Source organism: Uliginosibacterium silvisoli (assembly GCF_036017035.1).
Lineage (GTDB): Bacteria > Pseudomonadota > Gammaproteobacteria > Burkholderiales > Rhodocyclaceae > Viridibacterium > Viridibacterium silvisoli.
In genome coordinates this window covers 368074-391919 of record NZ_JAYXHS010000002.1, presented here as the reverse complement: position 1 = coordinate 391919, position 23846 = coordinate 368074, and the positions used below count along the sequence as shown (strand labels likewise).

Annotated in this window: 27 protein-coding genes and 1 tRNA gene; 10 read left to right on the top strand and 18 right to left on the bottom strand. The window is 61.3% G+C overall.

Annotated features, from left to right (window positions below; genetic code table 11):
* Positions 1 to 7: 7 nt before the first annotated feature.
* Both rnhA and VVD49_RS11415 read right to left on the bottom strand, forming a co-directional pair.
* Complete coding sequence (rnhA, locus tag VVD49_RS11420; RefSeq protein WP_327599969.1) at positions 8 to 475, bottom strand: ribonuclease HI; 468 nt, start codon at positions 473 to 475, stop codon at positions 8 to 10.
* Between the two features lie 66 nt (positions 476 to 541).
* The gene (locus VVD49_RS11415) at positions 542 to 1267 is read right to left on the bottom strand and encodes a class I SAM-dependent methyltransferase (RefSeq protein WP_327599303.1); all 726 of its coding nucleotides are present in this window, start codon (positions 1265 to 1267) and stop codon (positions 542 to 544) included.
* Positions 1268 to 1295: 28 nt separating this feature from the next.
* Here VVD49_RS11415 and gloB point away from each other — a divergent pair, with 28 nt between their 5' ends.
* Complete coding sequence (gloB, locus tag VVD49_RS11410) at positions 1296 to 2054, top strand: hydroxyacylglutathione hydrolase (RefSeq protein WP_327599302.1); 759 nt, start codon at positions 1296 to 1298, stop codon at positions 2052 to 2054.
* Positions 2055 to 2087: 33 nt separating this feature from the next.
* Here gloB and VVD49_RS11405 read toward each other — a convergent pair whose 3' ends face one another.
* Both VVD49_RS11405 and VVD49_RS11400 read right to left on the bottom strand, forming a co-directional pair.
* The gene (locus VVD49_RS11405; RefSeq protein WP_327599301.1) at positions 2088 to 2495 is read right to left on the bottom strand and encodes a response regulator; all 408 of its coding nucleotides are present in this window, start codon (positions 2493 to 2495) and stop codon (positions 2088 to 2090) included.
* Between the two features lie 26 nt (positions 2496 to 2521).
* Positions 2522 to 3478, bottom strand: coding sequence for a diguanylate cyclase (locus VVD49_RS11400; protein ID WP_327599300.1), 957 nt, complete (start codon positions 3476 to 3478; stop codon positions 2522 to 2524).
* A 247-nt stretch (positions 3479 to 3725) separates the two neighbouring features.
* On the opposite strand from VVD49_RS11400, the gene VVD49_RS11395 reads away from it, so the two are divergent.
* From VVD49_RS11395 to pabB, 3 genes are read left to right on the top strand one after another with little or no spacing between them, the layout of a single operon-like run.
* Positions 3726 to 4976: a transglycosylase SLT domain-containing protein gene (locus tag VVD49_RS11395; RefSeq protein ID WP_327599299.1), complete on the top strand. Its 1251-nt coding sequence runs from the start codon at positions 3726 to 3728 to the stop codon at positions 4974 to 4976.
* A 57-nt stretch (positions 4977 to 5033) separates the two neighbouring features.
* On the top strand, positions 5034 to 5660 hold the full coding sequence (locus VVD49_RS11390; protein WP_327599298.1) for a hypothetical protein: 627 nt from the start codon (positions 5034 to 5036) through the stop codon (positions 5658 to 5660).
* A gap of 36 nt (positions 5661 to 5696) precedes the next feature.
* Positions 5697 to 7508: an aminodeoxychorismate synthase component I gene (gene pabB, locus VVD49_RS11385; protein WP_327599297.1), complete on the top strand. Its 1812-nt coding sequence runs from the start codon at positions 5697 to 5699 to the stop codon at positions 7506 to 7508.
* Between the two features lie 16 nt (positions 7509 to 7524).
* Here the strand turns inward: pabB and VVD49_RS11380 are convergent, their stop codons facing one another.
* The 3 genes from VVD49_RS11380 to VVD49_RS11370 all read right to left on the bottom strand — a co-directional run bounded on the left by VVD49_RS11380 (position 7525) and on the right by VVD49_RS11370 (position 9501).
* A complete protein-coding gene (locus VVD49_RS11380) occupies positions 7525 to 7857 on the bottom strand; it encodes a YkgJ family cysteine cluster protein (protein WP_327599296.1) in 333 nt (110 codons plus the stop codon).
* Complete coding sequence (locus VVD49_RS11375; protein ID WP_327599295.1) at positions 7854 to 8234, bottom strand: thioredoxin family protein; 381 nt, start codon at positions 8232 to 8234, stop codon at positions 7854 to 7856. The genes VVD49_RS11380 and VVD49_RS11375 overlap by 4 nt, the downstream gene beginning before the upstream one ends.
* Positions 8235 to 8304: 70 nt before the next feature.
* Positions 8305 to 9501 (bottom strand): hypothetical protein, encoded by a 1197-nt coding sequence (locus tag VVD49_RS11370; protein WP_327599294.1) that lies wholly within the window; start codon positions 9499 to 9501, stop codon positions 8305 to 8307.
* 136 nt (positions 9502 to 9637) lie between these two features.
* On the opposite strand from VVD49_RS11370, the gene VVD49_RS11365 reads away from it, so the two are divergent.
* Positions 9638 to 9713: transfer RNA gene (locus tag VVD49_RS11365), tRNA-Asn, on the top strand.
* Between the two features lie 185 nt (positions 9714 to 9898).
* On the opposite strand, the gene VVD49_RS11360 is transcribed toward VVD49_RS11365, so the two are convergent.
* Genes VVD49_RS11360 through VVD49_RS11350 form a run of 3 tightly spaced genes read right to left on the bottom strand, consistent with a single transcriptional unit; the run spans position 9899 to position 11608 of the window.
* Entirely contained in the window at positions 9899 to 10564 is a 666-nt protein-coding gene (locus VVD49_RS11360) for a DUF799 domain-containing protein (protein WP_327599293.1), read from the bottom strand.
* Positions 10561 to 10926: a DUF4810 domain-containing protein gene (locus tag VVD49_RS11355; protein WP_327599292.1), complete on the bottom strand. Its 366-nt coding sequence runs from the start codon at positions 10924 to 10926 to the stop codon at positions 10561 to 10563. Before VVD49_RS11355 ends, VVD49_RS11360 begins: the two co-directional genes overlap by 4 nt.
* Before the next feature lie 13 nt (positions 10927 to 10939).
* Entirely contained in the window at positions 10940 to 11608 is a 669-nt protein-coding gene (locus tag VVD49_RS11350; RefSeq protein ID WP_327599291.1) for a CsgG/HfaB family protein, read from the bottom strand.
* 296 nt (positions 11609 to 11904) lie between these two features.
* Between VVD49_RS11350 and moaA the strand changes: the two genes are divergently transcribed.
* Both moaA and mobA read left to right on the top strand, forming a co-directional pair.
* On the top strand, positions 11905 to 12975 hold the full coding sequence (moaA, locus tag VVD49_RS11345; protein WP_465189021.1) for a GTP 3',8-cyclase MoaA: 1071 nt from the start codon (positions 11905 to 11907) through the stop codon (positions 12973 to 12975).
* A gap of 4 nt (positions 12976 to 12979) precedes the next feature.
* On the top strand, positions 12980 to 13534 hold the full coding sequence (gene mobA, locus VVD49_RS11340; RefSeq protein ID WP_327599290.1) for a molybdenum cofactor guanylyltransferase MobA: 555 nt from the start codon (positions 12980 to 12982) through the stop codon (positions 13532 to 13534).
* A gap of 15 nt (positions 13535 to 13549) precedes the next feature.
* On the opposite strand, the gene VVD49_RS11335 is transcribed toward mobA, so the two are convergent.
* From VVD49_RS11335 to VVD49_RS11315, 5 genes are read right to left on the bottom strand one after another with little or no spacing between them, the layout of a single operon-like run.
* Positions 13550 to 14977, bottom strand: a complete 1428-nt coding sequence (locus VVD49_RS11335) for a DNA recombination protein RmuC (RefSeq protein WP_327599289.1) — start codon at positions 14975 to 14977, stop codon at positions 13550 to 13552.
* On the bottom strand, positions 14974 to 15573 hold the full coding sequence (locus VVD49_RS11330) for a DUF1003 domain-containing protein (RefSeq protein WP_327599288.1): 600 nt from the start codon (positions 15571 to 15573) through the stop codon (positions 14974 to 14976). Before VVD49_RS11330 ends, VVD49_RS11335 begins: the two co-directional genes overlap by 4 nt.
* Before the next feature lie 46 nt (positions 15574 to 15619).
* The gene (locus VVD49_RS11325) at positions 15620 to 16159 is read right to left on the bottom strand and encodes a YaeQ family protein (RefSeq protein WP_327599287.1); all 540 of its coding nucleotides are present in this window, start codon (positions 16157 to 16159) and stop codon (positions 15620 to 15622) included.
* A gap of 4 nt (positions 16160 to 16163) precedes the next feature.
* Positions 16164 to 16409, bottom strand: a complete 246-nt coding sequence (locus VVD49_RS11320; protein ID WP_416384897.1) for a sulfurtransferase TusA family protein — start codon at positions 16407 to 16409, stop codon at positions 16164 to 16166.
* Positions 16410 to 16439: 30 nt separating this feature from the next.
* Positions 16440 to 17900, bottom strand: coding sequence for a beta-barrel assembly-enhancing protease (locus VVD49_RS11315; protein ID WP_327599286.1), 1461 nt, complete (start codon positions 17898 to 17900; stop codon positions 16440 to 16442).
* Between the two features lie 91 nt (positions 17901 to 17991).
* Here VVD49_RS11315 and moaC point away from each other — a divergent pair, with 91 nt between their 5' ends.
* The 3 genes from moaC (at position 17992) to VVD49_RS11300 (ending at position 20658) form a co-directional block, all read left to right on the top strand.
* A complete protein-coding gene (gene moaC, locus VVD49_RS11310) occupies positions 17992 to 18513 on the top strand; it encodes a cyclic pyranopterin monophosphate synthase MoaC (protein ID WP_327599285.1) in 522 nt (173 codons plus the stop codon).
* A gap of 72 nt (positions 18514 to 18585) precedes the next feature.
* Positions 18586 to 20124: a CYTH and CHAD domain-containing protein gene (locus tag VVD49_RS11305; RefSeq protein ID WP_327599284.1), complete on the top strand. Its 1539-nt coding sequence runs from the start codon at positions 18586 to 18588 to the stop codon at positions 20122 to 20124.
* A gap of 81 nt (positions 20125 to 20205) precedes the next feature.
* The gene (locus VVD49_RS11300; RefSeq protein WP_327599283.1) at positions 20206 to 20658 is read left to right on the top strand and encodes a SixA phosphatase family protein; all 453 of its coding nucleotides are present in this window, start codon (positions 20206 to 20208) and stop codon (positions 20656 to 20658) included.
* Positions 20659 to 20779: 121 nt separating this feature from the next.
* On the opposite strand, the gene VVD49_RS11295 is transcribed toward VVD49_RS11300, so the two are convergent.
* From VVD49_RS11295 to mnmA, 3 genes are read right to left on the bottom strand one after another with little or no spacing between them, the layout of a single operon-like run.
* Positions 20780 to 21697 carry a DMT family transporter gene (locus VVD49_RS11295; protein ID WP_327599282.1) on the bottom strand — a complete coding sequence of 306 codons (918 nt, stop codon included), beginning with the start codon at positions 21695 to 21697 and terminating at the stop codon, positions 20780 to 20782.
* Complete coding sequence (gene ylqF, locus VVD49_RS11290; protein ID WP_327599281.1) at positions 21694 to 22647, bottom strand: ribosome biogenesis GTPase YlqF; 954 nt, start codon at positions 22645 to 22647, stop codon at positions 21694 to 21696. Before ylqF ends, VVD49_RS11295 begins: the two co-directional genes overlap by 4 nt.
* A gap of 52 nt (positions 22648 to 22699) precedes the next feature.
* A complete protein-coding gene (gene mnmA, locus VVD49_RS11285; RefSeq protein ID WP_327599280.1) occupies positions 22700 to 23842 on the bottom strand; it encodes a tRNA 2-thiouridine(34) synthase MnmA in 1143 nt (380 codons plus the stop codon).
* Between the last annotated feature and the right edge of the window lie 4 nt (positions 23843 to 23846).

Genomic DNA, 23846 nt, shown 5'->3' with positions numbered 1-23846 from the left:
GCAACGCTCAGGGCGTAGAGCCTTCGCAGGCCTTTCCTGCCATGCGAACAGCATCCACGCCTTTACGCGCCAAAGCGTCGGCACGCTCATTCTCGGGATGCCCTGCATGCCCCTTTACCCAGAGCCATTCCACCTTGTGTCCTGCGGCCAGCTCATCAAGCTGGCGCCACAGATCTTCATTCTTGACGGGCTGCTTGTCAGCGGTTTTCCAGCCCCGCTTTTTCCAGCCTTGGATCCACTCCGTGATCCCCTTCTGCACGTACTGTGAATCAGTGTAGACACGGGCTGAAACCGGGCGTTTCAAGGCTCTCAGACCGCGGATGACGGCCATCATTTCCATGCGGTTATTGGTGGTTTGCGGCTCCCCGCCCCACAACTCTTTTTCGACATCGCCGCTGCGCAGTATGGCGCCCCAGCCGCCGGGGCCCGGATTACCGCTGCAGGCGCCATCCGTGAAGATGTCTACGGTTTCAATCGTGGTCATGTGCTGAATGAGATGTCTGGTAGGGGCGCGATTGTAGGCGAACGCGCCCGCGCAAAGTCATTGTTCGCCCGAGAAACCGTCGCGTCGGGAAACAGGTGCCATGGCTTTCTTGGGTCTGACCTGGGCGCGCCAGTCGGGCATGATCAGCCGCATGCCGCGCACGCGCTTCACTGCCTGCAGGATGTAGGCGCCGCCCGCGAAGTGCCACCAACGGTCACCCGCGGCATCCATGAATGACCATCGCCGCAACCACGCGTCCGACGAGACGGGTGGCGCATAACAACCGAACGAGCCGGCATGCGTCTCGAAACTGAGCAGAGTCAGCCAGTCCTTGAGGCGCGGCACGGAGAAATATTGCCCTTGCCAAGGCAATTCGCCAAGGTTGCCCGAGAACGAGCGGCGCAAGCCCCACAGACTGTATGGATTGAAGCCGGCGATCACCACGCTCCCCTCGGGCACCAGCACGCGTTCGACTTCGCGCAGCAGCTGGTGTGGATGAGCCGCAAATTCGAGCACGTGCGGCAGGATCACCAGATCCAGGCTTTGCGAAGCGAAAGGTAACTCCTCCGGGTCGCACAAGACCTTGGCAGGGCTCGTCACGCCGCAATGCAGACGATGCGGCATGCGGCTGCTACGCAGGAAGTCCTGTTTCGGCTGACCGATCTGCACGGCGTTGTAGCCAAAGATATCGGTAACCAGCTGATCGAACTTGCGATGCTCCCACGCCAGCAGATATTGCCCGCGAGGTGTATCCAGCCATTGTTCAAAACCAGGAATTGACATGCCGATTCATGCGCCGAGAATGTCGATCATGCAGATTGTTCCCCTTCCTGCCTTCCGCGACAACTACATCTGGGCTCTGATCGCGCATGGGCAATGTATCGTCGTCGATCCGGGCGAAGCCGCCCCGGTCTCGCGCTTCCTTGTCGAACAGGATTTGCAGCTAAGCGCGATCCTCGTTACGCATCGCCACAACGATCACGTCGGCGGCGTGGCGGAACTGCGCGAACGCTGGCCAGTACCTGTATTCGGGCCTGCAACTATCGGTGTCGTCACGCATCACGTCGGCGACGGTGATTTGCTGACACTGCCTGGCGTCGGCGGCACAGCAACCGTCCTTGCGGTACCGGGACATACCGAAGAGCACATCGCATTTCTACATGCAGGCCACCTTTTCTGCGGTGACACGCTATTTGCGGGCGGCTGCGGCCGCTTGCTTGGCAGCAGTACGGCGGGCGATCTGCACGCGTCCCTGCAACGCATTGCAGCGCTGCCGGGCGAGACACAGATCTGCTGCGCACACGAATACACGCTGAGCAATCTGCGTTTCGCGCGGGCCGTCGAGCCGGACAACGCTACCTTGCAGGCGCGCAGCGAAGCATGCATTGCACTACGCGAAGCCGGCCAAGCTACCCTGCCCTCGCGATTGGCAGATGAGCTCGCGACGAATCCCTTCCTGCGCACCATGCAGCCAAGCGTGCGGCACGCAGCCGAGCAACATGCCACGCAAGCCTTGACCGATCCGGCTGCCGTCTTTGCCGCGCTACGCGCCTGGAAGGATGTTTTTTAACAGGCTCCAGCCAAACGACAGGCCGCTGTCGATTTACTGCGACGCGGCAGGCACAGCCGCGGCCAACGCCTGGCGCACCGCATCGACTACACGTGCTGCATTGAAGGGCTTTACGACATAGCCACTGGCGCCGCCACGTATCGAGGCCTGCACGGTTTCCCGATCGGCCGAACCGGTAATCATGAGTACACGGACGTCCAACTGCGTCTTGCGGATTTCCTTCAGTACGTCCACACCATTGCTGTTGGGCATCAGCACATCGAGACACACCAGCTTCGGTTTGAGTTTGTCGCAGGCTGCTATCGCCCCCGGACCATCCTTGGCCTCGCCCACAACCTCGGCGCCCTCGTGACGCAGGATGCCGCGCAGCATGGCGCGCGTCGTGTCGTTGTCATCGACGATCAGAACGGTCAGGCCCTTGAGTCCAGCTGTATTCGACATATCGCTCCCGGTGCTGCTATTGGAATTCAGTGTTGGTGAGAGATTTCGGGCTCGGCCTCGACGCGATTGCGACCGGCCGCCTTGGCCTGGTACAGCGCATCGTCAGCAGCCTTGATAAGCGCGGCACCGCCGGGGCCGTTGCGGCCTGGCACACGACAGGCCACGCCAATGCTCAGCGTAACCACACCATTCGGGCTATTGCCGTGCGGTAGTGCAAGGCGCTCGATGTCGCTACGCATGGCCTCTGCCAGTTGTCGCGCTCCGTTCAGGTCCGTATCCGGCAGGATGACGGCGAACTCCTCACCGCCGTAGCGCGAGACCAGATCGGTCGGTCGCTTGACACGCGCTGCCAGCGTGCGCGCAACCGTTTGCAAACATTCGTCTCCTGCCTGATGCCCGTACAGATCGTTGTACTGCTTGAAGAAATCAACGTCGCACATGAGCACGGACAGATCCGTTTCATGCCGCGTACCACGCGCCCATTCGCGAGTCATGAATTCATCGAACTGGCGCCGATTGGCAATGCCGGTCAGGCCGTCAACCGCCGACAGACGCGTCAGCTCACGATTCGCTTCGTCCAGTCTGCGCGTCAGCACCAGCAGCGAGTAGCGCATCTGCGCGATGCGCTGCATGGCGCGCACCTTGGCCGTCAGCACGACCTCGGAAATGGGTTTGACGAGATAGTCGTCACCGCCCACGGCAATGCCGTGTTCGAGGTCTTCATCACTGGTGCGCGCCGCAAGCAGGATGATGGGCGTCCACTCCCCATCCCGTTCCAGCTGGCGGATCCGCTTGGCAACCTCATAACCATTGAGGCCGGGCATGACCACGTCAAGCAAGATCAAGTCCGGGCGGTGCTGCTTGAAAATCTCGATTCCCGTCGCGCCATCCTGGGCAACTAAAGGTTCGATCCCCATGCGCCGTAGTTGATGACTGACCAGCGTCAGACTCGTCAGCGTGTCGTCGATGACCAGCGCCTTCATCTGTACTCTCGTCCTTTCATCAGGGTTTTTCCTCTACAGCGGCAACGTCGGGCTATCGTAAAGCCTGACTGACTGCGCCGTTGTGAAGAGAAAGGCCTGTAAAGTCAGCCAGATATTCTTTTTAGTTCAGGGCTGGCGTCCCGTGCCAAATTGGTTAAAATTTGCGCAGCCCGAATTGGGGTAAACCGTTGGCCAATATACGGTTTGCGCAAATCCGGCCGCTCACCCACTTGCAGGAAGGGGTCTCATGAAGGCTACAGCCCTCCAGACACTGATTTTCTGCGCTGCCTTGTGTAGCGCAACCACCACAGTCGCAGCCGAGCAGGTTTTCTCGCTGCAGACTGCCACAAACATCAGCAGCGTACAGACCGCATCCGGTGTGATGCGTGACAGCGATACCGTTACGCCGCTCGACCATACCGCCCAGTCAGCAGACATCTGGGGGCGCGTGCGCAATGGCTTCGCCATGCGCGATCTCGAAAGCCCGCTGGTCGATGACCGCATGCGCTACTACCTGGCGCGTCCACAGCAGCTCAAGGTCATGTTCGAGCGCGGTCGCAAGTACATGTACCACATCGTCTCCGAGCTCGAAAAACGCGGCATGCCGACCGAGCTGGCCCTGCTGCCCATCGTCGAGAGTGCTTACAACCCGCAAGCCCTGTCCTCCGCCAAGGCGGCCGGACTGTGGCAGTTCATTCCATCCACCGGCAAGGACTTCCAGCTCGCCCAGAACTGGTGGGTCGACGAGCGTCGTGACGTTGTAGCCTCGACCGATGCCGCGTTGAAATACCTGCAAGCCATCTACGAGATGCATGGCGACTGGCAACTCGCGCTGGCCTCCTACAACTGGGGCGAGAATGCAGTGGCACGAGCCGTTGCCAACAACAAGGCAGCAGGCAAGCCGACCGACTACATGAGTCTGTCAATGCCGACGGAGACCCGTTACTACGTTCCCAAGCTGCAGGCGCTGAAGAACATCATCGCGCATCCCGAGCTGTACAACATCAGCCTGCCAGCCATTCCCGATCAACCTTACTTCACCTCGATCGAGAAGCGCCAGGGCATGGACGTAGCGTTGGCCGCCAAACTCGCCGAGATGCCGCTGTCGGAATTCCTCATGCTGAACCCGGGCTACAACCGTCCGGTCATGCCGGGCAGCGACAACGCCAGGCTGGTACTCCCGGTAGAAAACGCGCAGAAATTCCAGGAGAACCTTGCGCACCATGACGCGCCGCTGGTGACGTGGAAAACCTATTCCGTGCCTCGCACTGAACGCATCGAGCAGGTCGCGCGACGCCTGCGCCTGGCCGTGCAGGAAATTTGTAACGCCAACGGGCTGGGAGCTCGTGCACTGCTGGCTGCCGGTTACACCCTGCTGGTACCGAGCAGTGCGGTAGAAGTAGCTGTCGAGACGCCGAGCAAGGCTTCCGGCGGCAAACTACGCCAGGTCTCTGCTCCCACTACCCGTACGCGCACCACGACACGCAGTCGCGGATAAAGGAGCGCGGTGCATCGGGGCGTTGTCACGAGGCGTTTTTTTCTCCTGAGCCTGTTGTTGTGTCTGTTGCCAGGTTTCTTGTTATCGGCTTGCAGCAGCACCCGCCTCTCAAGCGAATGGCGCCAGCCAGACGACGTCGGCCCCTCTCCGCAGAAACTGGCCGTCATTGCTGTCGTCAAGGATGACTCCATCAGCCGCCTTGTCGAAGACGAGGCGGTCCGCCGCCTGCCACCGAGCACCCATGCCGTTTCAGCAAGGCAGCTTGGCTTCACGCCGGGAGCCGACATCGACGCCCTGCGTGGCAGCCTGCAGGAAGCCGGCTTCGATGCAGCCGTCATCACCCGGCTGGTCGCCATCGACGAGCGCGAGCTATACCACCCACCGCAAACCTATTTCATCGACAACCGCCCCTTGTATGGCATGGCACCGCTGTACTCGCCTTACTACCGCGACTTCTGGCGCTTCTATCCCTACGCCACCAGCGTCGCAGTCACCCCGGCATACAAGACCCGGGAGACGCGTTACATCACTGAAACCGTCCTGTACCGTTTACCTTCGGGCAAGCCGATATGGTCTGCAGTGACTGAAACCCTCAATCCATCCTCGACGCTCACACTCATCAACGAAGTCGTGCGTCTGGTACAGAAGCAAATGAACCGCGCGGGCGTGGTCGACGCGCGCTAAGCTGGCGCCCTGCCTCTGCCGAGTTTCAACTCCATCGTGTCGCCTCCTGCTCCGCTTCCCCCTTTCGCGTTGTTTGAAGACAACCTCAGCCAGCCGGCCAGTGGCCTGCTCTTGCAGCAATATCTGCAGAGCATCGACTGCCATGAAGCCACTCAGGTGGAGACATTCTTCGCCACGCTGGAGGCGCACATCCAGCAAGGCCACTGGATCGCGCTCATCGCCAATTACGAACTGGGGCGCGCCTTCGAGGCACGAGTCCCCAGCCGCGACACTCGCCTCGCCCGCGCGTTGGTATTTGCTGAGGCCATCTCGCTGGACGAAGCTGCACTGACTGCGTGGTGGCAGCAGTCAGTGGCCACGCTTTCCGCGCAGGAACGCGAAGCGGGATTGCTGCAGCTGTCACCACAACTCGATCCTGCCAACTATGCCATCCAGGTGCAGCGCGTGCTTGAATACATCCGCGCGGGCGACTGCTACCAGACCAACCTGACCTTCCCGATGACGGGCCAGTACTTCGGTCACCCACTGGCGCTGCAGGAACGGCTCCGTCGCACGCAGCCCGTCAAGCATGGCGCACTGGTCTGCGATGGCGAGGAGTGGCTCCTGTCACGCTCGCCCGAGCTGTTCTTCGAACGCAAGGGCAGCCAGCTGGTTTGCCGTCCAATGAAGGGAACGGCCCCGCGTGGCAACAGCCCGGACGAGGATGTGCGCAACGCGCAAGCGCTGCAACACTCCGAAAAGAACCGCGCCGAAAACCTGATGATCGTGGACCTCATCCGCAACGACCTTGGACGCCTTGCACAGGCCGGCGGCGTGCACGTACGCAGCTTGTTCGAGCTGGAACAGTACGCCACCGTTTTCCAGCTCACCTCAACCATCGAGGCCGGGCCGGTTGAAGCCGGCATCGGCCGCATTTTTCAGGCGCTGTTTCCGTGCGGCTCGGTGACCGGGGCACCGAAGGTACGCGCCATGCAGATCATTCACGAACTTGAAGACCAGGCTCGCGGCCCCTACTGCGGCGCGCTCGGCTGGATTGGGCCGGATGGCGACTGCAGCTTCAACGTGCCTATCCGTACGCTGCGCCTCCAGGCGGGTGGTAACTGCCGCATGGATATCGGCAGCGGCATCGTGGCCGACTCGGACGCCGCCTCGGAATATGACGAATGCCTGACCAAGGCACGCTTCGCATCCAACGACGCTTTGCAGCTGATCGAGACATTGCGCTGCGAGATCTACCCCGCAGGCAATATCGACAAATCCTTCCCGCTGCTGGCCTGGCACCTGCAACGCTTGTCGCGCTCTGCGCAGGCTCTCGGCTTCCGCCATGACGAAGAAGCCGTCCGCGCAGCCTTGATGGCTCACGCCACATCCCTGCCACCGGGCTTGCATCGCGTGCGCTTGTTATTGTCGCGCGACGGCACACTGGCCTTGGGCGGCGCGCCGCTGGATGCCCTCCGCGCGCAACCCACACTGGTCCTGGCGAGCCAGCGACTCAACCCCGATGACTTGCGACTGCAGCACAAGACCACGGCCCGCAACTTCTATGACTCAGCACTGCGTGAGGCCATGGTTGCCGGTCATTTCGACTTGCTCTACCTGAATACACGCAACGAAGTCTGCGAAGGTGCGCGCAGCAATATCTTCATCGAACGCGATGGCGACCTGCTGACCCCGCCAGTCTCGAGCGGACTGCTACCTGGCGTGATGCGAGCGCAACTATTGGCCGCAGGGGCCGCCCGCGAACACCTGCTGAGCATGGCCGACGTTCTGGATGCCGAACGCATTTTCGTTGGCAACGCCTTGCGTGGTCTCGTCGAGGTAAAGCTGGTGGATCAAGCGGGCACCTGAGCCCGGGCAGCAGCGTTCAGTCTGCGAGTCGCGGCAGGCCATGTCGCGCGCGCGCCTGGTTGCAGGCTTCATTCTGAATGCCATATATGCCGTGCGCGGCAAATTCGCGGCATGGATCGGGGCGATATTCGTAGATGCCGCATTTCACCGCCTCGCCGATCTTGCCAACCAACGCGACGCAGCGCGGCGCACTGCGATCCGTACCACGCATGCGACAGGTACTGGAAGTCTCTTCGTCCGCCAGCGCCTCAGGTACATAACCACCGGGCTCCGAGTCGAGCTGGCTGCGATGAAAGCTGACACGAAAGGTCGCGCAGCAAGCCCCGCACGACTGGCAAGGGCTGCTCATGATCGCCTTTCATCAAGACGCGAACGCACATCGCCAACTGACTGCCAGGCTTGGCGTTGCGGGCTGGCAAGCAACGCACGCGACTCTTCCGGCGTTTGCGCCATCAAGGTCTGCAGCAATCGCTCGAGCTGGGAAATATGGGGCAGCATCGGCCCGCAAAAAACAACGCTGGCGCCACGCTGGATGACGAGCGTCGGGAAATTATCGATGTCGATATCGCCGGCGACATCTGGCTCATCCTCGACATCTACCCACGCAAAACGCGTGTCAGGAAACGCCGTCGCCAGAGCCTCGAATGCCGGCCGATACTCGCGGCAGGCGCCGCACCACTGCGCGCACAGACAGGCCACCAGAAACTCCTGTCCCGTCTGCTGCATTGATCGTCCGCCCACCATGCCACTCACTTGCCACTGATCTTGCAAACAACCCTGTCGCGCACGAATCGCGTCAAGGCACCATCAGCGTCGGTGCATTGACCGCACCGGTCAGCACCAAGGCACGCGTCTTGGTATCACCATTCGGCAACTTGATCGATGCCGTCACGTTGCCACGCAGCTTGTTTTCAAGACTGACCTGAAAGCTGCCAGAGCCTTGCATGGCGCCACCATCAATACGGCGCATCGTCACCGAGGAAGGCTTGCCAACACCGCCTGCGAATGTGCCATCCAGCGACACAAACTTCGTCAGACCGCCGCCCGCCGGGCCGGACTCCTGACGCCGCAAGCCTTCGAGCAGACCGAAGCGATCGACGCTGCCGGAGCGCAAGCTGTACGTACCGCTCGCCGTCATGTTCTTGCTCAGGTCCGACAGGCTAGGCGCGCTGGCCGCAATCTTTACATTGGCCATGAGCAGGCCCTGCACGGTGTGGCCGGCATAAATACGCTTCAGCACCTCCACCGAGTTGAGCTTGTCGAGCTTCAACTCACCATCCACCGCAAACGCGTCGGTCACCGTCAAGCGCACCAGGCCCTCAACCGAACCACCATCGCCAGTCCCACCGATCTTGTCGAACAGGATGCGATCATCATTGATCTCGCCTTGGGCCACGACACTTTCGAAACGCAGCGCAGGCAGCACATCCCACTTCCAGTTGGTCAGCTGGGCAAGAATGGTCAGCTTGTCACCATGCGGCGTGACATCGAAGCGCATACCCTGCTCCGTCGCAATGCGCAGATGGGTCAGCGTGCCATCCTCGGCGAAATCCATTTCTCCGGATGGCAATGCAATCGCAGTTGCGCCCATCAGCAGTTTCAGTTTGGCAAAGCGCACGCCAGTGATCTTGTGCGTCGACTTGCCGTCGAAGCTGCCCAGTCTCAATAGCGAACTTGGCCGCGCAACGATTTCGTCTGCTTCGATGCGCACGCGATTGGTCTTGCCACTGGTGATCCATGCGTTCCAGTCTGGCGTTACCCAGGCCTTGGCAACCAGGATCGGATCCGGGGTGTGGATCTTCATGTCCTTGAGCGCCTGTGCCGGCCAAGGGTGGAAGGTATAGCCATCTTCGACATAGGTAACAGGCAGGCCCAGCCAGGTTTCGGGGCTGCCACCCTGCGCAACGCCAGACCACAGGAAATTGGCGAATACCAGTGCCGCAGCCGTAAGCAGGGCACTACCGTAAGACATCGACTTTGGAATTTTCTTCATGGCGGGACTCACTGTACCTGATCGAATTGCTCAGCCCAAATGGGCTCACGTCCTGTTTCGACGCGAACTATAAATGAAAACGAAAAGAACCTTTACAGAGGCGAAAACCCTGTCTATAATTCGCAGCCTCAATTGTTCCTCGATAGCTCAGTCGGTAGAGCGCCGGACTGTTAATCCGTAGGTCCCTGGTTCGAGCCCAGGTCGAGGAGCCACTATTCGAAAGCCAGCACCCCGGTGCTGGCTTTTGTCTTTTCAAGGTCAGCATTATCCCTTGCGGCAGGCGCGGCGTCCGGCCCTCCTGACTTCCACTGCTTCCCGTCTGTCGAAAGCGCAGGTCACCACGCTTTCGCATTGATGCCAGACGTCGGAAGAGGCCCGCCCTCCCTCCAGCCCTCACTTACTTTGGCGCAGGCTCGAGGTTGTACAGCGGCGAGCGCGGACCATACAGGATGCCATTCGGGCGCGCAGCGAGCAGACGCTGACTGGTCACGCCAGCGACACGATGCCCTTGGTCGCTGAGCGTATTCACGATCTGATCAATGGCGGCCTTGACCAGCATGCCGATCACGCCATTGCTGCCAGCACTCTGGTTCTCGCTGGTAGAGGCCGTTGCGGACCCCGTCCACAAAGTATCCCCGCTCCGCAGGTCGACCAGACGACCAGCTGCGGTGACGCGTGTATCGCTGGCAAACACCCGATAGCGAGTCCCGAAGTCCGTAATCTCGATGTACATCACCGTGTCTGCGCCGAAGATCTCTCTCAGTTTCGCGGGCGCCACGGCATGGATTTCTTCCGGCAGCGTCAGCCCGTTCTGGCGAAAAGTTTCGTCGACCACCGTAACCGGATAGACGTAGTAGCCGGACTCCGCCAGCGGGTAGCTGACGTAGGACATCACGCTATTGCTGGCCTTGATATCTGGCGACTTGTTCACCGGCGGCAACACGAGAATGGAGCGCGGCTGGGCGCGGCGGAAGGCCGTGTAATCGTAGCCGGGTTGATTGCTCACGCAACCCGCCGCCAGGACGATAGCCAACAACAAAAGCCCTCGCATCAGCGCGCTCATGATTTACCTCCTGCCAGTTTGGCGAGCAGGAAATCCATGAAAACGGCGGACTCTGGAAACAAGGTTTTCTCCGTCTCCAGCGCCTGACGTGCCAGCTCCGGCTTCCCTTCCGTAATCTGCAACAAGCCAAGGTGCGCGTGAAAGCCAGGCGGCACAGATTTGTTGGCAGCCTTCGCCTCTTCGATAATCCGCTGCAACGCAAGGATCTGTTCCGCGTGACTCGACCCCTCGTTCTTCAGATAGGCATAGAGCTGCGGCTGATAGTCACCCCAGTAATAAATCGTCGGTGTGCGGGTCGCGCATCCGCCAGCGAGCAGAGCGCCGGCCAGTAACAGGCCGGACACGAGCGTCCTTGCCATCATCAGTGGGGCCCCTTCAACGGGCAGGACGCCAGGCGCCGCCCTCAACGCCCCGCACGAGATTGTTCACCGCTTCGCGGATCGCCAGATCCAGCACCTTGCCATTGAGCGTCGAGTCATAGCTCGAAGCGCCTCCGAAGCCGACGATCTCGCGGCTGGACAAGCTGTACTCGCCCGCTCCCTGCACCGAGTAGACCACCTCGGAGGTCAGCACATTGACCACATTCAGATTCACCTTGGCGTAAGCCACCTGCTCGCGGCCCCGGCCGAGAATGCCGAAGAGCTGCATGTCGCCAACCTCCTTGCGGCCAAACTCGCTGACGTCCCCCGTAATCACGTAGTCAGCCCCTTTCAGGGTCTGCGCCTGCTTGTTGATGCCAGCCTCTTGCGCGATCTCCTGCATATTGTCGCGGTCCAGCACGACGAAACGACCGGTCTGCTGCAGGTGGGTGATGAGGATGGTCTTGGCCTGGCCGCCGAGACGGTCGACATTGTCAGAGAAGACGCCTCGCAAGTAGCTGGAGCGATTGTCGAACTTGCCTACCGACAACGGACTGCGGGCGCCAGCGTAAGGCTGACTGGCACTGTTAACCTTGGGCACATCGAGCGTGCGCGATGATTCCGTGGCACAGCCCGCCAGAACACACAGCGCAGTCAGCAACGGGAACAGGAATATCTTTGTCATTTTCGGACCGTCGGCAGAATGAAGGGAGTCGCATCGCCAGACATTCCATCCTGTGCGTAGCGAAGCCCGAAAGCATACCTGATCCGTCCTTGCCGCTTGCTCGCATGCGCCCGGAGGTTCGTTTCATGGTTCGCACAGACGGGCGTGCAGCACTACGGAATGGGCAGCCTTTCATCACGTGCCCGAGGCGCGCGACACGGATGGCTTGAGGGGCGTCCGCCATCAGCCGATAATGCAGGATTGGCTCCATAACCGTAGTTCACGTGACCCGCACTCACCACATTCCCCTCTCGTCCCTGCGTCGCATCGCCCGCGACGACGACGCAGTATCTGCGGCGCCCGTTGTCGCACCACACGATAGACTGGGGCGCCCACTGCGGGATCTGCGTATCTCGATTACCGACCGCTGCAACTTCCGCTGCACCTATTGCATGCCGCGCGAACGCTTCGGCCGCGAACACGCCTTCCTGCCGCGCAAATCACTGCTGTCCTTCGAAGAGATCACGCACGTCGCCCGGGTGTTTGCCGATCTCGGGGTGGAGAAGATCCGCCTGACCGGGGGGGAGCCTCTGCTGCGCAAAGACGTGCCGCGACTGGTCGCCATGCTTGCCGGAATTCCCGGACTGGAACTGACACTCACAACCAACGCGGCCTTGCTGGCACGCCAGGCTCAGGCGCTCAAAGACGCGGGCCTTGACCGCATCACCGTCAGCCTCGACTCACTCAACGAAACAGTGTTCCACCAGATGAGTGACAGCGATTTCTCCCTGCAAGAGGTCCTGCAAGGCATCGAAGCCGCCGAGGATGCAGGCTTCAAACCGCTCAAGATCAATATGGTGGTGAAGCGCGGCGTGAATGACGGCGAGATACTCGACATGGTTCGTCATTTCCGTCATAGCGGGCACATCCTGCGCTTCATCGAGTACATGGACGTTGGCGAAACGAACCGCTGGCGCATGGACGAAGTACTGACCGCACAGGAGATCATCGCGCGCATCGACGCCGAATATCCGCTCGAGGCAATAGGCGCGCATTACCCGGGTGAAGTCGCCAAGCGCTGGCGCTACCGGGATGGTGGCGGAGAGATCGGCATCATTGCCTCGGTCACACAGACCTTCTGCCACGAATGCACGCGCCTGCGCCTGTCGCCGGAAGGCAAGTTATTCACCTGCCTGTTCGCCACCCAAGGCCACGACCTCATGACGCGTGTGCGCGGCGTGAATGGCAAAGCCGGCGACTCGCCCGAACAGCTGGCCACGTGGGTCTCCACCATCTGGGCCGATCGCGGCGACCGCTACTCGGAGCTCCGCCAGACTGGCCTTGCCCCGGCAGGGGACAAGATCGAAATGTCCTACATCGGCGGCTGAGGCCATGGGTGTCACCGCACTGATCCTTGCAGGCGGCCTGGGCAGTCGCATGGGCGGCGCAGACAAAGGCTGGATCGAGTTCGACGGCACGCCTCTCGTGGAACGCCTGTTAGCCCAACTATCAGCCCAGGCGGACCACATCATCATCAGCGCAAACCGCAATCTCGACCGCTACGCAGCCTTGCCGGCCAGCGTGGTAAGCGATCTGCGACCCGACTATGCGGGCCCACTGGCGGGCATCGAAGCCGCATTGAGCGCTTGTGAAACAGAATGGCTGCTGACCAGCCCGGTCGACACACTCAAGCTGCCGCCGGATTATGCGCAGCGCATGCTTGAAGCGGGGCCATCAGTCGTCGTGCAGGGAGGCCGACTGCAACCCGTTTTCATGCTGATCCCTCGCTCGGCACTGCATGCCTTGCAACGCTTCCTCGACGCCGGAGAGCGAAAGGTCGGACTATGGGTTGAACAGCAAGGCCTGTCACGCGTCAGCTTTGACGATGCACCAGGCGCCTTCACCAATCTGAACGACTGGCAGGCCATGCAGCAGGCCCAGCAGTAAGCCTGCGCGTTGGCGTCACTCCTGCTCAGGCTCCGTCACCGACGCGCTCAATAACTGCGACACATCTTCAAGCTGGACTGATTCGATCTTCGCGAAGTGGCCGGATATCTTGCGGCTGCTGATGTGCACGTTCTGCACATCGTCGTGCGCCTGGCGGATGTGGTCGGCCAGCTTCTGCATACGCGTATCGAACAGGCTGAAATCCTTCGACAGCTTGCCCAGCGCGTCCTTGATGACGTGGATCTGCTTGCGCGTCTCGACATCCTTCAATACGGCACGCGCCGTATTGAGCACAGCCATCAGCGTCGTCGGCGAGACGATCCACACCCGCTTGTTCTGTGCATAGGCGACGAGATCCGGGTGATAGGCATGGATCTCGGCGAACACCGCTTCTGCCGGCACGAACATGACCGCACCATCGGCCGTCTCGCCCGCAATGATGTACTTGTTGGCAATCGCATCGACATGGCGCTTGATGTCCTGCTTGAACAGGCTGCTCGCCGCGTTACGCTCAAGCTCGGGCGTCCCGGTGTCAAACATGCGGTGATAGTTTTCGAGCGGGAACTTTGAGTCGACCGCCACACGACCGGTTGGCTCGGGCAGGGTCAGCACGCAGTCGGCACGCACGCCGGTGGAGAGCTGCGCCTGGAAGACATAGGCATCTGGGGGCAAGGCGTTCTGCACCAGGGCTTCCAGCTGCACTTCGCCGAAGGCGCCGCGCGCTTTCTTGTCGCCCAGGAGTTCCTGCAGGCTCACCACATTGACCGTCAGGTCGCCGATCTTCTTCTGTGCCTCGTCGATGGTCGCCAGACGTGCCATGACGTTGGCAAATGTTTCGTTGGTCTTCTTGAAGCCCTCGTCGAGACGTTGATTGACCACACCGGTGATCGCATCGAGACGTTCGTTCATGGTGCGCGTCAGCACTTCCGTCGTTGCCGTCTGCTGCAGCGCTGCTTTACGCAAACCGTCCTGCAGCAGTTCGCGATCCACGCGTGCGGTTTCGGCGAGTTTCTCCATCGTCTGCGTGAGCATTTCCGTTTTCAGCTGCTCCTGCTTCTGCGCCAGTGTTGTGGCGAGTTCCACCAGCTTCTCCGCAGTCTGCGCACCTTGCGTATTGATCAGCGCCTGCATGGCCAGTTGCAGGGCCTGCATGGCTTCACGCGTGACGCGCAGCTCTTCGCCAACGAGTGTGCGCAGCCGTTCCGCGCTGTCCGTCTGCGTCGCTGTCATGCGATCGCCAAGACGATCCAGGCCCGCATGCAAGTCGGCCAGCATGGCGCGATGGCCATTGCTCAAACCACTGCCAAGCTCGACTGTCATGCGCTGCGTGAGTTCGTCGAACCGCTTTGCTTGCAGGGCTGCTTGCCCGCCCAGACGCATGCCCAGCCAGACGACAGCCATCACGAGGATCGCAAGAACGACGGCGATAACAACAGTGCTCACAGCTTCTCCGATGGTTTGATGTTTGCAGCGGGCGCATGCGCGCCAGCGGCGTGGACGCTCCCGCCCTCCTTCTGCGCTCGCTTGATGTGATCGAGATCGCCCAGCAACTGCCAGGTCAGATGGTCGATGCGCTTGTGCAGATCTGCGATGGAGGACTCCGCCTTCAGATTCACCTCCAGGTCGCGAATCATGGTCAGTCGATCACGCGCGGCTTGGCGATTCTGCGACATCATGATGATGGGGGCCTGCAGCGCAGCCGTCATCGACAGCACGAGATTGAGGAAGACGTAGGGATAGGGATCAAAAGCGTGGTTGCGCAGAATCTCGGTGTTGAGCAAGGCCCAGCCGATCAATACCAGCGTGAACACGATGATGAATTTCCAAGAACCGCCGAATTCCGCGACGCGATCAGACAGGCGCTCGCCAAAGGTGATGCCTTCGTCAGCCAGCGGACCTGCATTGGGATCGGAATTGGTCGCCTGAATACGGCGCGCAATGCGCGTCAGCGCGCGCCGCTCCTGCTCGCTCAAGCCACCCACACCGGAGTGCAGCAGGTGTTCCGCAAAATGGCGGATCTGTCTGTCGTCACGTTTCATCCCAACCTCTCCTGCTGAGCGCTCAAGTAACCTGCCAGGCAGCCGCTCACTCCGCGGTGAGTTTCTGCGGCCTGATGGTGATCGTGTCGCGCTCGGCGGCCATCATCAACTCACCGTCCTGCAAGGTGCATTGCAGCTTCATGCCACGCTCGACAAGCGCCACCATCGCCGCGCAATCCTCGGCAGGAATCAACCACACCTCGAGCTTGTCCTGCTTGGCGAAAGCCTTGGCATTCTGCTTCCACCACATGTCGACGGCACGACCGTAGGCGTAGATGAGCACCTTGTCTGCGCGGCCGCAGGCCTTGCGGATGATGCGCTCATCCGGCTGGCCGACTTCGATCCAGGTCTTTATCGCGCCAGTCAGGTCTCTATCCCACAAGGCAGGCTCGTCATCGCTCGACAAACCTTTGCCGAACTCCAGCGATTCGCTGGCGTTGAGGATGAAGGCCAGCAGGCGCACCATCATGCGCTCGTCAGTTTCAGAGGGGTGACGCGCCAGCGTCAGGACGTGGTCCTGATAGTAGTGACGGTCGAGGTCGGCAATGCCGAGTTCGGCTTTGAATACGACAGAACGAAGTGCCACCGGACTACTTCCGGCGGATCAGGAAAACAAACTCGCCCGCTACCCCATCGGGAGACTGCTCGCCGGTCGATAACAGCTCATGCCCGGTCTGCCGTGCGAAAGCTGCAAAATCCTTGACCGTCCCCGGGTCGGTGGCCACCACGCGCAGCACCATGCCGGTCGTCATGTCGGCCAGCGCCTTCTTCGTGCGCAAGATGGGCAGCGGGCACTTGAGGCCGCGTACATCGAGCTCCAGATCGTTCATATGCATGGCAGTGCGTTTCCTGCTGTTCTGATGCCGCTATTCTAACTTGTTCGACTTCTGATCCTTCAGCCGCGCACGTAACTCGCGCAGGCGGGAATCGATGGCGGCCTGGGTAATGTGATCCCCTTCACCGCTGCGTTGTGCCAGCTGCAGTTGCTGGATCGCCGCCGGCAGATTGTCCCGCAAAGCAAAGAGCTCGGCCTGCGCCAGTTGCTGGTCCGCGGTCTTGCCTTGCGCCGCAAAAGCCTTGGCCTGCAGCAGATAGAGGCGCTCGTTGCCGGGCTCATCCACCAGCGCATCACGTGCCATCACGGCCACCTGCTGGGGCTTGCCGTCTTCCAGCAATTCATCTGCCTCCGCCAGCAGCAGGTAACGCGCAGCCGGATAGCGCTGCCAGCCCTCGCGGCAGATGCGCGCAGCCTCAGCATGCTTGCCCTGAGCGCTGGCCACCCTCGCTGCCAGCATCTCTACGAAGGGAGATTCAAATTGCATATCACGCAACTGGGCAAGTGCCTTGCTGGCCTCGACTGTGTTGCGATCACGCAAGGCTGCATGGGCGATCGCATACCAGCGCGCGGCCTGATCCTGGCGACGCATGGCGGTGCGGCTCTTCACGCGATTCAGAGCATCGCGCGGCAGTCCGGCTTCAGCGTCAAGCTTGGCGCGAAACAGCACGAAGTCATTGGAGTCTGCCACGACACGCGGCGGCCCTTCTTTGACGCGTCCCTGCATATCGGCCATACGCTCACGCGACAAGGGGTGAGTACGCAGGAAGGCTGTGTCCGCACGCTCCGGGCCCGAAGCCTTGCCGAGCCGCTCGAAGAAACTCACCATGCCCTGCGGGTCGAAACCCGTTGCCTGCATGGTTTGAAGGCCCACACGGTCTGCCTCACGCTCGAAGCTCTGCGAAAAGGTCAGCTGGCGTTGCATCGCAGCTGCCTGTCCGCCAACCAGTGCGGCTTCAGCCAGCGCCCCCCCACTGGATCCCCCACGCGAACCCGCCAGAATGGCCAGCAGCAGCGAGGCCAGCACCGTCGCCGTGGCCGTACCGCTCTGATCGACGGAGCGCGCAATGTGGTGCTGCTCCACGTGACCGATTTCGTGGCCAACCACGCCTGCCAGTTCCGATTCGGTCTGCGCCGCAAGCACCAGCCCGGAGTGCACCGCGATGTACCCACCAGGCATGGCAAAAGCGTTCAGTGTCGGATCGCGCAGGACAAAGAAATTGAAGTCTTCCGGTATGGCCCCCCCGGCTGCCGCGAGGCGACGCCCGAGCGAATTCATGTAGTACTCGACTTCGGGATCGTCGATATAGCTCGGCTCATGCAGGCGGATATCGCGCATGGCGATCTGGCCGATCTGCTTCTCCTTGGCTGCGGACAGCCCGGCACGCGCGGGATCTCCCAGGTCGGGCAATTGCGCCAGAACGGGCTGCAGGATCAGGCTGCCGATCAGGGCCAGAGCCAGGGCGCGGCGCGAAAAAGATTGTGCACTCATGCGGGTATGATAGCCGTCCGACGCCATCGTTCCGCAACGCCGGCCAGCTCCAGTTGTAACAAAACACGACTTTACGATTCAGCCAGAAATCATGACTTCCAAGCCGAGTTCAAACCCGGGTTCAGCCACGGGCCCGGGCCTTTCCCACTTCGACGCCAGCGGTCAGGCGCACATGGTCGACGTCGGCGCCAAGGCCGAGACGGCCCGCCGCGCTGTCGCCAGCGGGCTGATCCGCATGCTGCCGGAAACACTGGCGCTGGTACAGGGCGGCACTGCCAAGAAGGGCGACGTCATCGGCATCGCGCGCATTGCCGCCATCCAGGCATCCAAGCGCACCAGCGAGCTGATTCCGCTGTGCCACCCGCTACCGCTTACGCGTGTGGTCGTGGAGTTCGACATCGATGCCGACGAGAGTTCCGTTGCCTGCACGGTCACTGCCGAAACACTGGGGCGCACCGGCGTCGAAATGGAAGCGCTGACCGCCGTCAGCGTTGGCCTGCTGACGCTCTATGACATGCTCAAAGCCGTCGATCGTGGCATGTGCATCGAGTCGATCCGCCTGCTGGAAAAGGAAGGCGGCAAGTCGGGCACCTGGCGTGCTACGGAGGCCTGAGCAAGCTGCGATAGATGGATTCGTCATTGCTCGCTAGACTGCGGCCCACTACAACGACATCCGCACCGCAAAATGGCCCGTGAAATCGAACTCAAGCTGGCCTTCCCGCCCGAAGCGCTCAAGAGCATCACCCGCCATCCGCTGATCGCCGCGACCACACGCATCGGGCGTGCGCAAACGCTTGAAAACACCTACTACGACACGCCGGACGAAACGCTGGGCAAAGCGCTGATCGCAGTACGCACGCGCCGCATCGGCAATCGCTGGCTGCAGACCATCAAGAGCGCGAACGCCTCGGCAGGCGGGCTCTCCTCCCGACCGGAATGGGAGCAGCCCTTCAACCGCAAGACCAACCGCTTCGACTTCTCGGTGGTCGACGACGTCGCCACGCGCGAGCTGCTCGAAAAAAATGCTGAAAGCATCGCGCCGCTTTTCACCACCACATTCCGCCGCGAGACGCGCGAGTTCGCGCCGCACCCGGGTCTGCGCATCCTGTTGATGATCGACACCGGCACGGTGAGCAGTGGCAGCGCAGACAGCCTGCGCACCGCGCCGATCTCTGAACTCGAGCTGGAGCTGGCAGAGGGTGAAGCGAGCGACCTGCTCGACTACGCCCTGCAACTCGGCGCCGATCTGCCTCTCATGCCGGAAGACGTGAGCAAAGCGCAACGCGGCTACCAGTTGCTGCACAACGAGCCAGCCCGCGCCGTACGCGCCAGAAACGTCGCGCTCGACGCCGCCATGACGCCGCACGCCGCCTTCCTCGCACTGGCGTTCGAATGCTTGCAAGCCTGGCAAGCCAACGCGCTCGGCGCGCTGACGCACGACGATCCGGAGTTCATCCACCAGTTTCGCGTCTCGCTGCGCCGCCTGCGTACCCTGCTGCGGATTCTCAACCCCCAGCTCCCCTCCGGCTTCGCCGAACTCTGGCAGGAGCAACTGGGTCAGCTCGCCAATGACGTAGGTCAGGCGCGCGATCTGGACGTCATGCACGAGAGCTTGTTGCATGAGCCCGCCCAAGGCCCGGACGCACCGACCTTCGAGACGCTGATCCAGCATCTGGGCGATGCTTCGCAGACGGCACGCCTCGATGTACGCAACGTGCTGCACTCGCCATACTCGCGCATCCTGCTGCTGCAGTTCAGCAAAGCCCTGCACACGCTGGCAACCCCCACTGACGCGCCGGCCTTACAGGATTTCGCACGTGACAGCCTGCGCACGCTGCGCAAGCAGGTCGCCCGCCGCCTCGAACGCGCGCAGAAGACGAAGGAACGCGACGACCTGCACCGCGTGCGCATCGCCCTGAAACGCCTGCGCTACGCCCTGGAGTTCTTCGCTTCGCTATTCAGCGAAAAGCTCGCCAAGCCTTATCAACGCAAACTCGGCAAGATCCTGGGCGAACTCGGTGAATTGAACGACATTGCCGTTGGCCGCAACACCTTGCGGCAATGGGCGCAAACGCAGGAGAATCTGCGCGAAACCAGCATCTGGATCGCTGGCTGGCACGCCGCTCAAGAGCAGCGCCGCAGCCGCCGCGCCCTTGAAGGGACTGCTGCCTTGCTGAAGATGTCGGAGCCGTGGAAACGTCGTGGCAAAAATACCGTAACGTGAAGGCTGCAAAATGACGGCCTCTGCTGCTAACGGCGTCAACGCAGACGACGGCAAACAGCTGTCTTACCCGGAAAATACCTGATGGATCTTCTGCTCTGGCGCCACGCCGAAGCGGCCGACGGCAACCCTGACGCCTCCCGCCCCCTGACCGCAAAGGGCCTGCAACAAGCACAACGCATTGCGCGCTGGCTCGATGAGCATGCGCCCGGCGATCTGCGCATCCTCGTCAGCCCGGCCTTGCGCACCCAGCAAACCGTGAAAGCCTGGACCAAGCGATTCGAAACGACTGACGAAGTCGGCACCGAAGCCGATGCGCCGCAGCTACTCGCCGCGACCGGCTGGCCGACAGCGGGCGGTGCTGTCATGGTGGTCGGCCATCAGCCGACGCTGGGCCGCGCTGCTTCCTTGCTGCTTTCGGGTGTGGAGGAAGACCTGAGCTTCAGGAAAGGTGCGCTGTGGTGGTTCAAGCTACGCACTCGTGACGACGAAGAGCAGATGGTGCTGCGCGCCGTCGTGTCGGCGGACATGCTCTGATTGTGTGACGTAGGTCGGAAAAGCAAAGCGCCTTCCGACATTCCGGACATACATGAATGTCCGGCCCTTATTCGACGCGATGATGTCGGAAGGCGCTTTGCTTTTCCGACCTACGCTCGACTTACGCCTTCTCGCGTGTAACCAACCAGATCCCGCCGCACACCAGAACGAGCGCCACCGCGTTCTTCCACTCCATCACGCTCTCATCGAGGAAGATCGCCGACAGCACCGCGCCGAACACCGGCACGAGGAAATTGAACACGGTCACCAGGCCGACGCGGTTGTATTTCAGCAGCAGGCTCCACAGCGAAAAAGCGGCTGACGACAGCACGACGAGGTAGGCCAGCAGGGCGCTCGACTGCCAGGTAAAGCCGTGCAGCGTGCCACCGAAGGCATAGCCTGCCAGCACCAGGGCAACGCCACCGATGAGCAGTTGCCAGCCCGTCATCAGCACGCTGTCCATGTGCTGCGAAATACGTTTGCCATAGATCGACGCGGCGGCCAGAGCGAAGGCGGCGATCACGACGAAGCCCTCGCCCAGCAGCGTGAAGCTGAAATCCATCAGCTCGGGTTTGAAGTTCACCACCATCACGCCCGCGAAGCCGATCAGGCAGCCCGCCACACGCCTCACGTTGAGCTGGTCGTTGTGATAGATGAAGTGCGCCAGCAGCACACTGAAGAAGGTGCCGGTGGCATTCATGATCGAGCCCTTCACGCCCGTCGTGTAGGCCAGACCGACGTAGAAGAACACGTACTGGATCGAGGTCTGCGTCAGCCCGAGCAGGCTGATCTGGCCGAACTGCCGTGGCGTGAAATTGAAGATGCGCTTGCCGCCGATGGCGGACATCACGAGCAGCAGCAAGCCCGCGAAGATGAAGCGATAGCCTGCGAACACCATCTTCGAAGGAATGTCGGTCGCTTCGATATTGAACAGCGCGTAGCCATTCTTGATCGCCGGATAGGCGCTGCCCCACAGCAGGCAACACAGCGTGGCCAGCGAGAAAACGACCCATGGTTTGGTGAAAAAACGCGCGTTCACTTTTTGCCTCTGGGTTTCTTCACGTCGTCCAGAACGATCTCTTCCTGCGGGTCAGGACTGTTGTCATCCTTCACCGGCACTGCGGCGCGCTTCTCGGCAATCATCGCCTCACGCGATTGCGGCGTTTCGAGACTGATATTGCCGGTGACGCCGGTGCGGTAATCCTTGAGCAGGGCCATCGCCGCTTTCTCGATGTCGAGCGCCCCGCCCTTCTTGCGCCAGGCACGTTTGGTCGCGATCTTTTCGACCAGGCTGACACCATCGAGGCCCGCGATGTCGAAACCATAGCGACTCGCTACGAGCCCCGGGTAACGCTTGAGCAGCAGGTTGCCGAGGAAGTACGCCACCTCGTCCTCGAGCACGGCGTTGGTACCGATCGCGTGGCTCGCAGCGAGCATGTAGCCGTCGCTCTCAAGCTCGATCTTCGGCCACATCAGGCCGGGCGTGTCGAGCACGACGTGGCTGTTGTCGATCTCGAGGCGCTGCACGCTCTTCGTCACTGCCGGCTCGTCGCCGACAGCTGCAACCTTGCGTCCGAGCAAGCCGTTCATGAGCGTGGACTTACCCACATTGGGTATTCCCATGATCATCATGCGCAGTTGTTTGTCGGGTGAGCCGCGCGTCGGCGCGAGCGAACGGCACCAGCCGACCACCTTCGCCATGTCCGACTGTTTCTTGAACGACACCGCCATGGCCTTGAGGCCCGGAATGCCGTTGTAATGATCCAGCCAGACCTTCGTCGCTGCGGGGTCGGCGATATCGGCCTTGTTGAGCAGCTTGAGACAGGGACGCTGGCGGAACTTGCGCAGCTCGTCGATGAGCGGATTACTGCTGGCCGCGGGCAGACGTGCGTCGACGACCTCGATGAGGACGTCGGTGATCGCCATGTTCTCGGCCGCTTTCTTGCGGCCGGAATTCATGTGCCCGGGGAACCACTGGATGGATGGCATCAGAAAAGCTCAGTCGATACTTCTATGAAAGAAACAACGCTTGGCGCGCGTCTCAAAGAATGATGCCGCCGCCCAGACATACGCGGCTTTCATACAACACGACAGACTGCCCCGGCGTAACGGCCCACTGTGGCGCGGCGAAAGCAATTTCTGCCTCATCAGCGCTCACCGCATCGACCTCGCAGGGTTGATCAGGCGTGCGATAGCGCGGCTTGGCCGTGTAGACCCAATTGGTGCGCGGCGCGCGGCCTGCGATCCAGTTCAGGTCGATCGCTTTCAGACGTTCACGTTGCAGGGCGGGATGCGCATGGTTCTGCACGGCGTAGAGCACATTGGCCTGCATGTCCTTGCCCGCGACGTACCAGGCGTCATGATCGCCCGCGTTGTCATTGCCTTTGATGCCGCCGATGTGCAGGCCCTTGCGCTGGCCGATGGTGTGATACATCAGGCCTTGATGTTCGCCGATCACGCGATTGTCATCCAGCGAGCGGATTTCGCCCGGCTTGGTCGGCAGGTAGCGCATCAGGAATTCGCGGAACGGGCGCTCGCCGATGAAGCAGATGCCCGTCGAGTCCTTCTTGTCATGCACGTGGATGCCGGCCTTCTCGGCGATGGCACGCACGTCGCGCTTGTAGACGCTGCCCAGCGGGAAAATCGTCTTCGACAGCTGCGCCTGATTGAGGCGGTACAGGAAGTAGCTCTGGTCCTTGGTGCCGTCTTCAGCCTTCAGCAACTGGAACTCGGTGCGGCCGTCACTGGTCCATTCGCGCACGCCAGCGTAATGGCCGGTGGCGATCTTGTCGGCGCCAAGCTGCATGGCGTGATCGAGGAAGGCCTTGAACTTGATCTCGCTGTTGCAGAGGATGTCCGGGTTCGGCGTGCGCCCCGCTTCGTACTCGCGCAGGAAGTCGGCGAACACGCGATCCTTGTATTCCTTGCTGAAGTTGACGACTTCCAGATCCATGCCGATAACATCGCACACAGATGCGACGTCGACGAGATCCTGACGCGTCGAGCAGTACTCGTCGTCGTCATCGTCTTCCCAGTTCTTCATGAACAGACCGGTGACTTCGTAGCCGTGCTGCTTCAATAGCAGCGCCGCGACCGACGAGTCCACGCCACCGGACATGCCGACGACGACCTTCATGCCCTCACCGTCCTTCATTCCTTCTTTCAACACACCATCTTTGCTCATGAAA

Bases quoted from the DNA above. Each gene is read 5' to 3' on its own strand.
- VVD49_RS11415 (WP_327599303.1), bottom strand. From the start codon at position 1,267: ATGTCAATTCCTGGTTTTGAACAATGGCTGGATACACCTCGCGGGCAA.
- gloB (WP_327599302.1), top strand. From the start codon at position 1,296: ATGCAGATTGTTCCCCTTCCTGCCTTCCGCGACAACTACATCTGGGCT.
- VVD49_RS11405 (WP_327599301.1), bottom strand. From the start codon at position 2,495: ATGTCGAATACAGCTGGACTCAAGGGCCTGACCGTTCTGATCGTCGAT.
- VVD49_RS11400 (WP_327599300.1), bottom strand. From the start codon at position 3,478: ATGAAGGCGCTGGTCATCGACGACACGCTGACGAGTCTGACGCTGGTC.
- VVD49_RS11395 (WP_327599299.1), top strand. From the start codon at position 3,726: ATGAAGGCTACAGCCCTCCAGACACTGATTTTCTGCGCTGCCTTGTGT.
- VVD49_RS11380 (WP_327599296.1), bottom strand. From the start codon at position 7,857: ATGAGCAGCCCTTGCCAGTCGTGCGGGGCTTGCTGCGCGACCTTTCGT.
- VVD49_RS11375 (WP_327599295.1), bottom strand. From the start codon at position 8,234: ATGCAGCAGACGGGACAGGAGTTTCTGGTGGCCTGTCTGTGCGCGCAG.
- VVD49_RS11370 (WP_327599294.1), bottom strand. From the start codon at position 9,501: ATGAAGAAAATTCCAAAGTCGATGTCTTACGGTAGTGCCCTGCTTACG.
- VVD49_RS11360 (WP_327599293.1), bottom strand. From the start codon at position 10,564: ATGAGCGCGCTGATGCGAGGGCTTTTGTTGTTGGCTATCGTCCTGGCG.
- VVD49_RS11355 (WP_327599292.1), bottom strand. From the start codon at position 10,926: ATGATGGCAAGGACGCTCGTGTCCGGCCTGTTACTGGCCGGCGCTCTG.
- VVD49_RS11350 (WP_327599291.1), bottom strand. From the start codon at position 11,608: ATGACAAAGATATTCCTGTTCCCGTTGCTGACTGCGCTGTGTGTTCTG.
- mobA (WP_327599290.1), top strand. From the start codon at position 12,980: ATGGGTGTCACCGCACTGATCCTTGCAGGCGGCCTGGGCAGTCGCATG.
- VVD49_RS11330 (WP_327599288.1), bottom strand. From the start codon at position 15,573: ATGAAACGTGACGACAGACAGATCCGCCATTTTGCGGAACACCTGCTG.
- VVD49_RS11320 (WP_416384897.1), bottom strand. From the start codon at position 16,409: ATGCATATGAACGATCTGGAGCTCGATGTACGCGGCCTCAAGTGCCCG.
- VVD49_RS11315 (WP_327599286.1), bottom strand. From the start codon at position 17,900: ATGAGTGCACAATCTTTTTCGCGCCGCGCCCTGGCTCTGGCCCTGATC.
- moaC (WP_327599285.1), top strand. From the start codon at position 17,992: ATGACTTCCAAGCCGAGTTCAAACCCGGGTTCAGCCACGGGCCCGGGC.
- VVD49_RS11305 (WP_327599284.1), top strand. From the start codon at position 18,586: ATGGCCCGTGAAATCGAACTCAAGCTGGCCTTCCCGCCCGAAGCGCTC.
- VVD49_RS11300 (WP_327599283.1), top strand. From the start codon at position 20,206: ATGGATCTTCTGCTCTGGCGCCACGCCGAAGCGGCCGACGGCAACCCT.
- ylqF (WP_327599281.1), bottom strand. From the start codon at position 22,647: ATGCCATCCATCCAGTGGTTCCCCGGGCACATGAATTCCGGCCGCAAG.
- mnmA (WP_327599280.1), bottom strand. From the start codon at position 23,842: ATGAGCAAAGATGGTGTGTTGAAAGAAGGAATGAAGGACGGTGAGGGC.